Origin of the sequence: Streptomyces sp. NBC_00704 (genome assembly GCF_036226605.1) — a bacterium.
Taxonomy (GTDB): domain Bacteria; phylum Actinomycetota; class Actinomycetes; order Streptomycetales; family Streptomycetaceae; genus Streptomyces.
This window is the reverse complement of the sequence record NZ_CP109000.1, coordinates 483,566-497,310: the sequence shown is the minus strand read 5'-3', so window position 1 is coordinate 497,310 and position 13,745 is coordinate 483,566. Positions and strand designations below refer to the sequence as shown.

Below are 13,745 nucleotides of genomic sequence, written 5' to 3'. Positions count from 1 at the left end.
GTCCCCACCGGCCGCCCGGTGAGCGCCGTCGCCCCGTGCCGGCGCCGGAACGGCCGCCCGTGAGCGCCGCGCGCGGCCGTGCGCCGGCGACAGGGCCGGAACGACAGCCGCGCGGCCGGTGGTCTGCTCGACCGGCGACCGCCCGGCCCGCGATCCGCTCGGCCGGTGGCCGGCCCGTCCCGCGGCCGCTTCCACATCCGGTCGATCCACATCCGGTCGACCCACAGCACAGCCGTCACAGCCGTCACAGTCAGGGGAGCGAAAGGATGCGTACGAACGACTCGACCTACCGCGCGAGGGCGCCCGAGGCCCCGCCGTTCGGTTGCGAGGGGGAGGGGCGGTGCCGGCCGGCCGACGTCCGCAGCGCCGTGAGAAAGGCGGTGAACGGCCGCTGCCGAGCCCTCGGACGCCCTTATGACGAGGAGGCCCTCTCGGACGCCCTGCTCGTCGCTACCGAACTCACCAGCAACGCCCTCCTGCACGGCGGCGGAGTCGCCGGCTTCGACGTCGGCATGGACGGGCGGGCCGTGCGCGTGTCCGTGAGCGACCGCAGCGACCGGATGCCCGTCGCCGTCGGCCCCCTCGACGAACAGGGCAGACGGCGGGTCGGCGGGCGCGGCTGGCCGATCGTCTGCCGGCTCGCCCGCGACGTCGAGGTCGCGGACCTGCCGTCAGGCGGCAAGCGCATCACCGCCGTCGTCCCCGTGTTCCGGCCGGCCTTCTGACCGGTCCTCCGGCCCGGTTCCCGGCCGCCTTCCGGACCGCGCCCGCACACTTTTTCCCCCGCGGAGTTTGCGCCTCCGGGGGCAGGGCAGACGGAGGTTCGTGCTTCGGACCGGAGGCGCGCCGACGGGAGCGGTGGGACCGCTTCGGGCGCTGCACGTGCCCCGGGTGGCAGGAGCCCTCCCGTCGTCAGTCACCTGAAACAACCGTTCAGGAGCGTTTACGCATGCTCATCGACATGTCGACAAGCCGTCCCGCCGGACCGGCCGCCGCCGCTGCGCCGCGACGCACCCACGACGACGCGCCCGACACCGCGAGCCGGTTCGCCCGGCTGGTCGCCCTGGAGGAGGGGCCCGAACGGGACGCGGTGCGCGACGAGATCGTCACCGCCTGGCTGCCCATGGCCCACCGGATCGCCGGCCGCTTCCGCGACCGGGGCGAGTCCCTCGAGGACCTGCGCCAGGTGGCGGCCCTCGGGCTGGTGAAGGCGGTGGACCGCTTCGACCCCGAACGCGGGGCCTTCGAAAGCTACGCGGTGCCCACCATCACCGGCGAGATCAAGCGGCACTTCCGCGACCGGATGTGGGCCCTCCGGGTGCCCCGCCGGGTGCAGGAACTGCGCAACAAGGTGCGCGTCGCCCGCCGTGAACTGGCCCAGAGCCCGGGCGCGCCCGAACCGTCGGTCGCCGACATCGCCGCCCACACCGGGCTGACCGAGGACGAGGTCGCCGCCGGCCTGGAGGCCCTGGAGAGCTTCAGCACCCTCTCACTGGACGCGGAGGTCCCCTCCGGCGACGACGGCTACAGCCTCGCCGACACCCTCGGGGCCGCCGACCCCTCCTTCGACGTCGTGGTCGACCGCGAGTCCGCGAAGGAGGGACTGCGCCGCCTTCCCGAACGCGAGCGCGCCATCCTCTACATGCGCTTCTTCGAGGACATGACGCAGAGCAGGATCGCCGACCGGCTCGGCATCTCCCAGATGCACGTCTCCCGGCTCATCAGCCGCAGTTGCGAGCGGGTGCGCCAGGAAGCCCTGCGCTGACAGTACGACACCGAACCCCCTTTCCCCCTCTCGACGTCAGGAGTAGCCCGCCGATGCTCATGCCCCATCCCGTCGTCCTGCGCACGCTCGTCGACGAGTACGAGGCGCTGTCCGCCGACGGCACCGCCGAGGCGCGCGCGCAGGAGCGCGACCTCGCCTACACGTTGTGCGTGTCCACCGGCACCCGCGAGGTCGACGACGCCCTGCGCACGGCCCGCCGCTGGCTGGAGGCGGCCTCCGCCGCCGACACCGCGGCGGCGCCCCGCCCGCAGACCACCGTCGTCCGCCGGCAGACGGCCTCCGGCCTTCAGCAGAAGGCCGTCCCCCGTCCGCAGACGGCCGGAGCCCGTCCGCAGAGCGACGACGGCCCCCGCGTGTACGCCTGAAGGGCGCCGGAGGCCGCGCCCGTAAGGCCGGTGCGAGGCCGTCCGGCCGGCAGGCCGCCCTGCGGTCCGCCCGGCCACCGCGCCGGCGTCCGGCCCGCCCCGCCCGGGCCCCGCACCACCCGCACGCCCCGCACCCGCGGCCGGCCGCCCCCACCAGGGGCGGCCGGCCGCAGGTGTGTGCGCACCCGTACGTGTGTGCGGCTGGAGGCGGGGCAGTCGGACTCTGCGAAATTCGGGGAGAATTCAGGGAGGGGACGCGATGAACGCGAGCGCCATGGCGCGCAACGGCCGTGCCGGAGCGGAACGGGCGGCACGCGGCTCGGTGACGAAGGGGGCCGCCAAGGCCGGGTTCGCCGCACGGGGCGTGATCTATCTGCTGGTCGGGCTGCTGGCCCTGCAGATCGCCTTCGGCGACACCAAGGAGGAGGCGGACCGCCAGGGCGCCCTGGCCGCGATCTCCGAGAAGCCCTTCGGCTCGGTGGTGCTGTGGGCGCTGGGCGTCGGCCTGGTCGGCATGGCCCTGTGGCGGCTGTCCGAGGCCGTCTTCGGCGCCGTCGGCGCCGACGGGCGCAGCGCCAAGAAGCGGCTGGTGGCGCTCGGCCGGTGCGTCTTCTACTCCTTCGTCGCCTACTCCGTCCTCGCCTTCGCCGCGGGCTCCGGCAGCGGCGGCGGATCGAGCGACGAACAGTCCCGCGACGTCACCGCGCGGGTGCTGGAGCTGTCCGGTGGACAGTGGATCGTGGGCGTCGCCGGCGTCGGGATCGTCGTCGCGGGCCTGTGGATCGCCGCCCGGGCCGTCATGCGCTCCTACCACAAGAAGCTGCGACTGGGGGAGATGTCCCCCCGCGTGCGGCGCCTGGTGGACGTCACCGGCGTGGGCGGCGGCGGCACCCGCGGCCTGGTCTTCGCCGCGGCGGGCGTCTTCGCCGTGCGGGCCGCCGTCGAGTACGAGCCGGACAAGGCCAAGGGACTGGACGACACGCTGCGCTCGTTCGCCGGCACCCCCGCCGGACCGGGCCTGCTGGCCTGCGTCGCGGCCGGGCTCATGCTCTTCGGACTGTTCTCCTTCGCCATGGCCCGCTGGCGCAAGGTCTGACGTCGGCCTCACGGGGAACACGGACGAGATGAACGATGCAGAGTTCCCGCGCGACGGACGGCCCGTGGACATGTACCTCGACCTGCTTCGCGTCCGCATGGACAGCGAGGACTACCAGCTCCTGCTGAAGGTCGTGGCGCCCGCGCTGCGCGCCCTGGACGAACAGCCCCCCGAGAGCCTCGACTTCGCCCTCGACCCCGAGGAGACCGAGGACCTGCCCCAGGAGATCCGCGACGAGGCGGCCCTCGTCATCGCCACCGCGGTCACCGGCCGGCTGGACAACCAGCTGGTCGAGATCCAGGTCGACGGAACCGGCCCGGTCCGGGTGGTCACCGACGCGGCCACCGCGTCCGACCCGGGCCGCCTCGCCGAGATCGCCGGCTGCATCCAGCAGCGCCAGCAGGACACCGAGGCGCTGCGGGGCATAGCGGCCGCGAGCGGCATGTCCACGGACTTCTGAGCGTGCGCCCGGGCCCGGCGGCCGGGGCCCGCCCTCACCGCGGCGGGGCCACCGGCGCGCCGAGCGGGCGGGCCAGGCCGACCACCGCCTCGTCCAGCCGCTGCAGATGCCGCAGCACCCGGTCGGTCACCCGGCCGTACCGCGGCGTCCCCGGCACCCCCGGCTTCAGCAGGGCCGCGATGCTGGGCCCGGTCACGACCTCGGCGGCGCCCGGCTCCCGCGCGACCCGCGCGGAGATCGCCCCGATGTTGTGCCGGATGCGCTGCCCCGCCCGCCGCAGCCGGGGATCCGCCGCTATCGACGGGTGCGTCGGCAGCAGTTCCGCGGTGGCCGCCAGCGACCGGGCGTGATAGGCGCAGGTCTCCAGGAGCGCCACGACGTACCGGGCGGTGTCCCGCCTGGTGCGCAGCGGCGTCACCGGATGCGTCAGCGGCTGGGTCGCCGCCCTCAGGTCGGCCAGCGCCTGGTCGAGATCGCGCGCCCGGTCCAGCAGATCGGCCGCGGGAGCGCCGCTCAGCTGCTCCACGGCGGCCCCGGTGACCTCGTCCAGCCGCTCCAGCACGGCCGTCAGCAGCTCGTTGGTACGCCGGTCCGTGTGCACGGGCAGCACCAGCGCCGCCGCGACGATCCCGCAGGCGGCCCCGAGCGCCGTCTCCTCCACCCGCAGCACCAGCACCGACAGGCTGTAGGTGTGCAGCAGCGTGTACAGCACGCCCAGGGCGGCCGTGACGAAGAACGACATCAGCGTGTACGACAGCGGCGCCGTGTAGAACATCGCGAACACGCACAGCAGCACCACGGCGAACGCGGTCCACGTGTGGTGCCCGACCAGCCCCGCCAGCACGATGCCGGCGACCACGCCGAGCACGGTGCCCAGCAGCCGCCGGGAGCCCTTGACCAGGATCTCCCCGGTGGAGGCGGTGTTGATGAACACGATCCAGCAGGTCAGCACCGCCCAGTACCAGCGGTGCGAGGAGAGCAGCTCACCGCCGACGATGGCCAGCGCCGAGCCGACGGCCACCTGCACGGCGGCCCGCGTCGTCGGCCGCCGCAGGCCCGTCGGCTGCTCCGCCGTCTCCTCGTCCTCCTCGGCTCCGCCGATCGCGGCGTCCTCGGCGTCCAGCTCCTCGCGCGAGCGCGCCGTCTCGGGGCTGTCGGCGGACTCGTCCTGCGGGCCGTCCAGCGCGATCCGCAGCCCCAGCACCGCCCGCGCCGCCTCGCCGACCCCCCGGAACACGTCCTGCACCGCGGGCGGCGCCTTGGGCAGGTTCTCCTCGTCCCGGTAGCCGAGCAGCCGGTTGCGCACCTGGGACAGCGCGGTCCCCGTCCCCGCGGCCGCCGGATCGCGTACCAGCAGCCGCAGGGCCAGCAGGTCGCGGCGCAGGGTCTCCAGCGCCTCGTCGCGCACCGGCAGCCGGCCGCTGTCCGGCAGGGGCGCTCCGGGCAGGTGCATGGTCAGGGTGTCGGCGCGTTCCGCGCTGCGGGCCGTGAGCAGCAGCAGGCCGAGGCGCTCGGCGGCGATCTCCGCGTCGGCGATGCGCCGCTGCACCAGCCGGGCCACCGACTCGTCCGGAGTGCCCTCGTCCAGCCGGCCCTGGATCATCATGGCCGTCTCGTGCAGCCGGGCGGTGCCCTCGCGCACCTGGGCGACGGCTTTCGCCACGTCGTCCGGCGCCGCGTCCAGCAGGTCGAGCTGGGCGTCGAGCAACTGCGCCAGCCGCGCCCGGAAGGCCTGGCGCAGCCGCCCCAGGATCCCGGCCGGCGTCTGCGGCACGAGCGCGAACCGGGCCACCGCGCTGCTCGCGAAGGCCACGGCGATCACCCCGTAGTACCCGGGCAGCGACGACGTCCCGACGCCGACGAACAGCGACATGAAGTACACCTGGAAGCCGATCAGCCCCAGCGCCGTGCCCCGGTCGCCGAACCGGCGGCCGTAGACCGCGCAGAAGATGAGCGCGACGAAGAACAGATCGCCGGCCACCGTCCGGGAACTGAGCAGCGCCGCCACCGACACCGAGGCCAGCGCGACCGGCAGGCCCACCGCCAGGGTGACGGCCTGCCGGTCCCGCTGCTTCTCCCGGACCGCGAACGTGGCGACCATCGAGGCGATCGCGCCGGCCACCAGGTGGGAGATGTCGGCGCCGAACAGCGACAGCACGGCCAGCGTCACGGTGATCGCGCCCACCGTCCGCAGTCCGGCGGCCAGCCGCAGCAGACCGGGGTCGGACGCCGCGACCCGGTCCCGCCCTCGTGTGCCGAACGCCCGTGCCGCCGCCCTCACGCCGCCGTACTCTCCCTTGCCCGTGCTGTGCCTCGCGGTGTGGGTGTCAGGCGGGATCCGGCCCGCTCGCCTCCGTCCGGCCCGCCTGCTCCACCTGCGCCCGCACCTGCTCCGCCGTCAGATAGCTGTCGGTGTACTCGAAGTCCTTCAGCTTCGCCGCCCGGCGGGCCTGGAACCCGGTACGGACGAAATCGTCGCCCGCGATCGCGTTCAGCGTCCAGTTGGTCAGGACGCGGGCCTTGGCGACGCCCGTGCGCAGCGCCGACCAGTGGTAGCCGCGGGCCACGGCCTGCGCGGGCAGTCCGCGCAGTTCCACGCCGAGCGGCTTGGACACGGCGTCCGTGCCGCCGAGGTCGACGACGAGACCGAGGTCCTTGTGCTCGTAGGGCCGCATCGGCTGCCCGCGCAGCGCGGCGATGACGTTGTCGGCGACGACCTTGCCCTGCCGCATCGCGTGCTGCGCCGTCGGCGGGCAGACGGCGCCCTCCTCGCCCTTGGCCCGGTCGGGCACGGCGGCGGCGTCGCCGAGGGCGAACACCCCGTCCTCGCCGGGCAGGTTCATCTCGGCGGACACGGCGAGCCGCCCGCGGACCGTCTCGGCTCCCAGGGTGGCGATCAGCGGGCTCGCGACGACGCCCGCCGTCCAGATGAGCGTCCGCGTCGGGATCACCCGTCCGTCGGTGAAGGTGACCTCCTGCGGGCCCGCCTTGGCGATGGACACGCCCAGCGAGATGTCGATGCCGCGCTTGCGCAGCACCTCCTGCGCGCTGCGGCCCAGCTTGTCGCCCAGCTCCGGCATCAGCTTCGGCGCGATGTCGATGAGATGCCACTTGATCAGGCCGGGGTCCAGTCGCGGATAGCGCTTGACCGCGTTGTGCGTGAGCAGTTGCAGACACGCGGCGGTCTCGGTGCCGGCGTAGCCGCCGCCGACGACCACGAACTGGAGCCGCGAGGCCTGCTCGGCGGGGTCGTTGCTGGCGTCGGCGAGGTCGAGCTGGGTGATGACGTGGTCGCGGATGTACGCGGCCTCCGCGAGGGTCTTCATCCCGAAGGCGTGGTCGGTCAGCCCCGGGATGTCGAAGGTGCGGGTGACGCTGCCGGGAGCCAGCACGATGTAGTCGTAGGGCTCGTTGACGATCTCGTCGGTGATGGTCCGGATGACGCAGACCTTCGATTTGAGGTCCACGCCGATGGCGCCGCCGGGAATGATCCGCGTGCGGTACTTCTTGCTGCGGCGCAGTGATACGGCGATCGACTGGGGCGTCAGCACGCCTGAGGCGACCTGCGGCAGCAGCGGCAGATAGAGCTGGTAGGCGAACGGCGTCACCAGAGTGACGTCGGCCTCCGCGGCGGAGAGCGCGCGTTCCAGACGCTGTACGCACCCCACTCCCGCGAAGCCCGCGCCCACTACCAGGATCCTGGGTCGTGTCACGATGTCCATCCCTTTCTGCGGCTCCAGGCGGTCTGCCCGACCTGGTGCGCGTGCCCCGCCCCCGGGCCTTCGCACCTCATCGATACCACCGCGCGCGAACCGGTGGCGCCAGTCGGACGAGGCATGCAGACGAACGTTTCTCCTGAGGCTGCCTCCGTACCCCGGGATGACCCTTTGTACGCCCTCGCCTTCGAACGGACCGGCATGCGGGACGATCACGGCCGCCGGGGAGCGGTCACGACGGGCCCTGCCGAGGGCCGGGAATCGGCCGCGCGGGCGGGCGGGTGGCTGAGCCTTCTTCAGGAACCGGTCGGCAGGTGGCCGTCGAGGCGGCTCCCGCCGAGCCGGCCGTCCCGTGCGCCCGGGAGGCCCTCGAGACCGCCGGTGAACGGGCCGCCGAGGCCGCCGCCGGGGCTGCCGTCCAGGTGGCACAGCAGCAGGCAGACGTCGTCGTCGCGTTCGGAGTCGCTCAGCATCGGCTCCAGGATGCGTTCCGCCGAGCCGTCCAGGTCCGCGTCGAGTTCGTCCGTCCGGAACGAGCCCAGCGCCGCCGACAGGCGCTCGATCCCCGGGTCTATGCCCTGCGCGCGGCGCTCGACCAGCCCGTCGGTGTACAGCGCCAGTGTCGATCCCGGCTCCAGCGGCACGGTGTGGTCGGCGATCTCCTGGTGCAGCGGGATGCCGAGCATCGCCCCCGGCTTCGCGTCCAGCGTGCGCACCCGCCCGTCGGGCCCGCGCAGCACGGGCGGCGGATGCCCCGCGGCCGCCCACGTCAGCTCGGGCTCGCCGGGCCGGAAGCGCGCGATCACGGCCGTGGCGTACAGATCGGGCTGGAGGTGGTGCAGGAAGGTGTGCAGCCGCGTCAGCAGCTCGCCCGGGGTGCCGCCGTCGACGGCGTAGGCGCGCAGCGCGGTGCGCAGCTGGCTCATCATCACCGCCGCGTGCAGCCCGTGCCCGGTCACGTCGCCGATGACGGTGATGAGGCTGCCGTCGGGCTGCCGGAAGGCGTCGTACCAGTCGCCGCCGATGTTCAGGCCGTAGGTCGCCGGCAGATAGCGCGCCGTCAGGCGCAGTCCGGGCAGGGCCGGCAGGTCGGTGAGCAGGGCGCGCTGCAAGGTCTCGGCGATGTCCCGGTTGTGCTCGAAACGCCGGGCGTTCTCCAGCGCGCCGCCCGCCCGCCTGGTGAGCTCCAGCAGCATCACGGCGTCGTCGGGGTCCCAGCGTTCTCCCGGCGGGGTCAGCGTCAGCACGCCGAGCGGCGCGCCGCGCGCCGGCAGCGGTACGCACAGCAGGGGCCGGCCGGGCAGCAGCGCCGACGGCGGCTGGTCGTCGACCCCCGGCAGGCGGCCCGGCTCGGCCGCCGCGTACTGCGGCCGCCCGGTGCGGGCCGCGAGGACGGCGGCCGCCGGACGGGGGACGGACGGGCCGTGGTCCTCCTCGGCGTCGAGGAGCCACACGTCGAGTGAGCGCGCGTACTCGGGGACCAGCAGCTCGGGGAGCCGGCGCACGATCTCCTCGTGGTTCAGGGACGCCGTCAGCGCCGCGCTCGCGTCGGCCAGGAAGGTCAGTCTGCGCCGGGCCGCCTCCGCCTCCCGGCGCGCCGCGCGCTCCGCCGCGAAGGCCTCGCGCTGGGCGCGTCCGGCGGCGTCGAGTTCGGCGTGCAGCGCGAGGACGCCCTGGTTGGTCTGGTGCAGCTCCTCGCGGTGGAAGGCGACGAGTTCCTCCTGCTCGGCCAGCCGGTCCAGCACCACGGCGGTGTCCTCGTCGGCGCCGAGCAGGGCCTCGGCGAGCACCGGGGCGTCGTCCGCGACGCAGTCGCCGACCGGCCCGGCGGCGGGTTCCGGGCAGGGGGCGTTGATCAGCCACGGGCGTTCGCCGTCGGCGGGGGAGGAGGTCAGCTCGATCAGCAGGGTCCCGTCGGCGTGTGTCAGGGCCAGCCGCCAGGCGCCGCCCTTGGCCAGGCACCGGTGCAGCCGGGCGCTGAGCGCCGCGGCCAGCCGGGCGCGCTCCAGCGGCGGCACGCCGTGCGCGGCGGCCACCCGCGCGGTCGCGATCCGCGCCCGCGCGGCGTCGGTGACGGTACTGATCTCCCAGGTGCGCGTCATGGCCGGTCCGGCGGGGTCGGGGACAGGACGGCCACGGCGGTGTCGTCACGCACCGGGCGGGCGGAACTCCCGGCGTCGCGCACCGTCACGGCGGCGACGAGCGCGGGGTCGGCGCCGAGCAGACGGGGATCGGCGGGCGGCGCCCAGCGGCTGGGCAGCCCGTCGCTGTGCAGGACCAGGAGCCGGTCCGGGCCCCAGGGGGCCTCCGTCTCGGGCAGGGTCCTGGGCCGGTGCGCGCCGACGATGCCGGGCCGCGACAGCAGATGCCGCCAGGAGTCGCCCTCGCGCAGCCGCGCCCCCACGTTGCCGACGCCGCAGAAGCGCAGCCGTCCGGCCCGGGCGTCGAGCTGGGTCACCGCGGCCGCCGCTCCCCGGGTGCCGCGCAGCGCGTCGTCGAGCCGGCGCAGCAGCTCGGCCGGCGGCAGATGACCGGAGCCGCGCACCGCCTCCACGGCCGCGGTCGAGGCGAGGGCCGCGTCGGGGCCGTGCCCCAGGCCGTCGGCCAGCATCAGCGTCAGCAGATGTCCGGCCCGCACGCAGGTCCAGGCGTCCCCGGAGTGCTCGGCGCCCCGGAAGGGGATGTTGACGCCGCCGGCCCGCACCCCGAGGGGCGCGTCCGCGGCGTCCCCGCCCGCCGGGCCGGAGCCGCTCGGGCACGCGGCCGTGTCGCGGCCGCCGCGGGAGGCCGCCGCACCGCCCATCCGGGCGATCGCGACCGTCCCGCGCCCCGGAACGCTGTGCAGGTCGAAGTCGTCCGCGAGCCGCCGGCAGGTGCCGAGGCCGGCGCCGAGCGAGCCGGCCGTGGAGAACCCGTCGCCGAGGGCCGCCGGGACGTCCGCCATGCCGGGCCCGTGGTCCACGGCGGCGATCTGGACCATGAGGCCCGCCGCCCGTCCGCCCGGCCCGCAGACGGCTTCCACCAGGAGCTGTCCGCCGTGCGCGTGCTTGAGCAGGTTCGTCGCCAGCTCCGTCGCCACCAGGGCGGCCGCGTCGGCGCGCGCCCGGTCCAGACCGGCCAGCGCCGACGCGCACTCCGCGGCCACCCGCGCGTCGCGCAGCCGCGTCGAGTCGTGCACGGGCACGTCCCACACCCGGGTCATCGCAGCTCCTCGCGCGGCCGGGGCGGACGGGCGGCCCAGGAGGTCACCGTGACGGTGGTGCCGGAGCCGGGCGCGCTGTCGATGGCGAACTCGTGCACCAGCCGGCGCGCGCCGCCCAGGCCCAGGCCCAGTCCGTCGCCCGAGGTGTAGCCGTCGCTCAGCGCCTGGTCGAGGTCGGGGATGCCGGGCCCGCGGTCGGTGAAGGTCAGCCGCAGCCCGTGCGCCGACCTCCCGTCCGACACGCGCTCGGTCGCCACCTCGCCGCCCCCGCCGTACACCAGGGTGTTGCGGGCCAGCTCGCTGGCGGCCGTGACCAGCTTGGTCTGCTCGACCAGGCCGAAGCCGACCGCGGCGGCCGCCTGGCGCACGTGCTGGCGCACCCACACCAGGTCCAGGTCGGAGCGGATCGGCAGGCGGGCGTCCACGCCCGCGGCCGTCCCGCTCACCTCGGCTCCCCGTGCGGGCCGTCCGCGGACGCCGCGAGCAGTTCCAGGGCGGCCTCCGTGCTCAGCGCGGTCCGCAGTCCCGGCAGTGTCAGCCCCAGTTCCACGAGGGTGATCGCCACCGCCGGCCGCATGCCGGCCACGACGGTCCGGGCGGCGAGCAGACGTGAGCCGGCCGCGATCTCGGCCAGCACGCGCCCCAGGTAGGAGTCGATGATCTCGACCCCGGAGATGTCGATGACGACTCCGGTCACCCGGCTGCGGACGATCGACTCGGCGATGTCGCGCTGAAGTTGCTCCGCGGTGCCGTCGTGCAGATCGCCCTGCAGCGTGATCAGCAGGACGTCGCCGAGTCTGAGCACCGGCACGGGGGCCGCGCCCGCGCGGAGGAGGTCGTCGTTCACCGGGGACCAGCACCGCCGGGCGACACGGACACGATGTCGGCGCCCAGCCGGTGCAGGGCGTACGCCAGCGCGTCGGCGAGGCTGGACCGGGTGACCACGGGCAGGTCCAGGCCGAGGTGGACGATCGTCTGCGCGATGGCGGGCCGGATGCCGGAGACGACGCACTCCGCGCCCATCAGCCGCACGGCCGCCACCGTCTTCATCAGGTGCTGCGCCACCAGCGAGTCGACCGTCGGCACCCCGGTGATGTCCAGGATCGCGAACCGCGCCTGCTGGTCGACGACCGACTCCAGCAGGGTCTCCATCACGACCTGGCTGCGGGCGCTGTCCAGCGTGCCGATCAGCGGGACGGCGACGATGCCGTCCCAGAGCCGGATCACCGGCGTGGCGACCTCCAGCAGCTGCACCTGCTGCCGGTCGATGAGGGCCTGGCCCTCCGTCAGCGAGGTCTCCATCACCACCAGCCGCAGCGTCCCCATGAGCGCGGTGAGGGTCGTCGCGCACTCTCTGACGTGCTCGGACGGGGCCTGCGGGAGGTCGGCCACGAGCAGGTCCACCGCGGGCACGCGCAGGGCGTCCACCTCGCGGGAGATCTGCGCCGAGGTCAGGCCGGCCCGGCCCCGGGAGGCCGCCATCCGGGCCAGCTGGTCGCGCACCGCCGTGAAGCCCGCGCCGTCGGTGTCCTCCACCCGGCCCGATCCGGCCACCTGGGCGAGCGCGTCGGCGACCGCGCGGCCCGCCTCCACCGCCTCGTCCCGCGAGACGGTGAACACCGCGCGGAAGAGGGGTTCGTCGGCCCACCGCTGGGCGATCTGCTCACGGCGCCGGCCGAGGAACGCGCCCACCGCCTGGGAGGGCGCCGGGTTCTCCGTGTTCCGTGCCGTCGTGTCGTGTTCCGGCAAGTGCTTCACTCCTCGTCCGCGTCCTGGTCCTCGTCGTGTCGCTGTGGTCCCGACGGTGGCGAGGGGACCGTGCTGTGCCCGTCGCCGGGCGACAGGTCCGTTCCGGGGCCGCCGGACGACGACCGGGGCCGCCGTCCGGACCAGTCGAGGCAGACGACCAGCGCGTCGTCGTCCGGCTCGGATCCGCCCCGGTGGCCGGCGAGCTCGCGCAGCACCGCCGCGGGCACGTCCGCCGCCGGCAGCAGTGCCGCCGACGTCACCGCCCGGGCGAGCGCCTGCTCGCCGTAGATCTCGCCGCCCGGCGACGCGGCGGCGTGCACCCCGTCGCTGACGAGGAGCAGCCGGTCGCCCGGGAGCAGCGTGAACTCCCGCGCCGTGTAGTCGGCCTCCCCGGCCAGGCCCAGCGGCGGTAGGGCGTCGAACGTGATCCGGGCCGGGACCCGGTCGCGCACGAGCAGCAGCTGCGCCGACCCGGCGTCGACGACCCGCATGCGTCCCGTGGCCGTGTCGAGGTCCACCAGCAGGACCGACAGATGCGCCTCGCCCCCGTAGTGGGCGTGGACGGCTCGGCCGGCGAGGGCCGCCTGCTCGGCGATCGGCGCCCCGGCCCGGCGCGCGTGGCGCAGCGCGTTGACCCCGAGTCCGGTCAGCAGCGACGCCTCGATGCCCTCGCCCATGCCGCCGGTGACGTACACCGTCAGCCGGTCGGCGGTGGCGGCCCAGTCGAAGTTGTCGCCGAACACGGCGTAGGCGGGCTCCAGTTGGGCGCCCAGCGCATAGCCGTCGCCCGTGCAGGAGCGGGCCGGGAGCAACTGCCACTGCATCTCGGCCGCCAGCGTCAGCCGCTCCGTGCGGCGCGCCTGGCGGTAGACGTCGGTGTCGCGTTCGGCGACCACGATCTCGTGCCCCAGGAGCCGCGCCAGCGCGGCGAGTTCGGCCAGTCCGCCGTCGCCGAGCCCCGCGCCGGGCAGCGTGACCGACAGCACGCCCAGCCGGTCGCCGCGCACGGTCACGGGCAGGTGCGCGAGGACGCGCCCGCCGTCCAGCTCCTCCACGAAGGGCTCCTGGGCGCCGAAGGCGCGGCCCGGCGCGCTGCCGTGCAGCGGGAGCGACCGGCGGCTGCGCGCGCCGCGCCCGTCGGGCGCCACGCTCAGCAGGGCCGTCTGCCCGTAGTCGGCCAGCCGCAGGTCGGTCCGCTCGGCCGCGTAACCGGCGCGCAGCACGGTGTGCAGCGTGCCGGGCAGCCGGTGCGGCGCCGCCGCGCGCAGGGCGCGTGCGGCGGTGGCGAGTCCGTTCACGCGGCCGGTCCCGTCGTCGCCCGGCGGCGGGGGCGGGCTGACAGCCGTCCGGAAGCCTGCGAGAGTGTCACCG

General features: G+C 75.2%; 13 protein-coding genes. 5 read left to right on the top strand and 8 right to left on the bottom strand.

Translation table 11 applies throughout. The features are described from left to right. The first annotated feature begins 266 nt into the window (after nt 1-266). The 5 genes from OG802_RS02020 to OG802_RS02000 all read left to right on the top strand — a co-directional run bounded on the left by OG802_RS02020 (nt 267) and on the right by OG802_RS02000 (nt 3,707). Nucleotides 267-725 carry an ATP-binding protein gene (locus OG802_RS02020; protein ID WP_329406533.1) on the top strand — a complete coding sequence of 153 codons (459 nt, stop codon included), beginning with the start codon at nt 267-269 and terminating at the stop codon, nt 723-725. Between the two features lie 224 nt (nt 726-949). Further along, nucleotides 950-1,765 carry a SigB/SigF/SigG family RNA polymerase sigma factor gene (locus tag OG802_RS02015; RefSeq protein ID WP_329406531.1) on the top strand — a complete coding sequence of 272 codons (816 nt, stop codon included), beginning with the start codon at nt 950-952 and terminating at the stop codon, nt 1,763-1,765. 53 nt (nt 1,766-1,818) lie between these two features. Continuing rightward, nucleotides 1,819-2,151, top strand: a complete 333-nt coding sequence (locus OG802_RS02010) for a DUF5133 domain-containing protein (protein WP_329406528.1) — start codon at nt 1,819-1,821, stop codon at nt 2,149-2,151. A gap of 259 nt (nt 2,152-2,410) precedes the next feature. Then, on the top strand, nt 2,411-3,247 hold the full coding sequence (locus OG802_RS02005) for a DUF1206 domain-containing protein (RefSeq protein WP_329406527.1): 837 nt from the start codon (nt 2,411-2,413) through the stop codon (nt 3,245-3,247). A 28-nt stretch (nt 3,248-3,275) separates the two neighbouring features. Next, nucleotides 3,276-3,707 carry a hypothetical protein gene (locus OG802_RS02000; RefSeq protein WP_069772077.1) on the top strand — a complete coding sequence of 144 codons (432 nt, stop codon included), beginning with the start codon at nt 3,276-3,278 and terminating at the stop codon, nt 3,705-3,707. Between the two features lie 34 nt (nt 3,708-3,741). Here OG802_RS02000 and OG802_RS01995 read toward each other — a convergent pair whose 3' ends face one another. The 8 genes from OG802_RS01995 to OG802_RS01960 all read right to left on the bottom strand — a co-directional run bounded on the left by OG802_RS01995 (nt 3,742) and on the right by OG802_RS01960 (nt 13,672). After that, nucleotides 3,742-5,988 (bottom strand): FUSC family protein, encoded by a 2,247-nt coding sequence (locus OG802_RS01995; RefSeq protein ID WP_329406522.1) that lies wholly within the window; start codon nt 5,986-5,988, stop codon nt 3,742-3,744. 46 nt (nt 5,989-6,034) lie between these two features. Continuing rightward, nucleotides 6,035-7,429, bottom strand: a complete 1,395-nt coding sequence (locus OG802_RS01990) for an NAD(P)/FAD-dependent oxidoreductase (protein ID WP_329406521.1) — start codon at nt 7,427-7,429, stop codon at nt 6,035-6,037. Nucleotides 7,430-7,719: 290 nt separating this feature from the next. Further along, nucleotides 7,720-9,525, bottom strand: a complete 1,806-nt coding sequence (locus OG802_RS01985) for a PP2C family protein-serine/threonine phosphatase (RefSeq protein ID WP_329406518.1) — start codon at nt 9,523-9,525, stop codon at nt 7,720-7,722. Further along, on the bottom strand, nt 9,522-10,625 hold the full coding sequence (locus OG802_RS01980) for an ATP-binding SpoIIE family protein phosphatase (protein WP_329406516.1): 1,104 nt from the start codon (nt 10,623-10,625) through the stop codon (nt 9,522-9,524). The genes OG802_RS01985 and OG802_RS01980 overlap by 4 nt, the downstream gene beginning before the upstream one ends. Beyond that, the gene (locus OG802_RS01975) at nt 10,622-11,071 is read right to left on the bottom strand and encodes an anti-sigma regulatory factor (protein WP_329406513.1); all 450 of its coding nucleotides are present in this window, start codon (nt 11,069-11,071) and stop codon (nt 10,622-10,624) included. Before OG802_RS01975 ends, OG802_RS01980 begins: the two co-directional genes overlap by 4 nt. Continuing rightward, nucleotides 11,068-11,472: an STAS domain-containing protein gene (locus OG802_RS01970; RefSeq protein WP_329406510.1), complete on the bottom strand. Its 405-nt coding sequence runs from the start codon at nt 11,470-11,472 to the stop codon at nt 11,068-11,070. Before OG802_RS01970 ends, OG802_RS01975 begins: the two co-directional genes overlap by 4 nt. Further along, the gene (locus OG802_RS01965) at nt 11,469-12,374 is read right to left on the bottom strand and encodes an STAS domain-containing protein (RefSeq protein ID WP_443055163.1); all 906 of its coding nucleotides are present in this window, start codon (nt 12,372-12,374) and stop codon (nt 11,469-11,471) included. The genes OG802_RS01970 and OG802_RS01965 overlap by 4 nt, the downstream gene beginning before the upstream one ends. A 5-nt stretch (nt 12,375-12,379) precedes the next feature. Continuing rightward, a complete protein-coding gene (locus OG802_RS01960; protein WP_329406507.1) occupies nt 12,380-13,672 on the bottom strand; it encodes a PP2C family protein-serine/threonine phosphatase in 1,293 nt (430 codons plus the stop codon). Between the last annotated feature and the right edge of the window lie 73 nt (nt 13,673-13,745).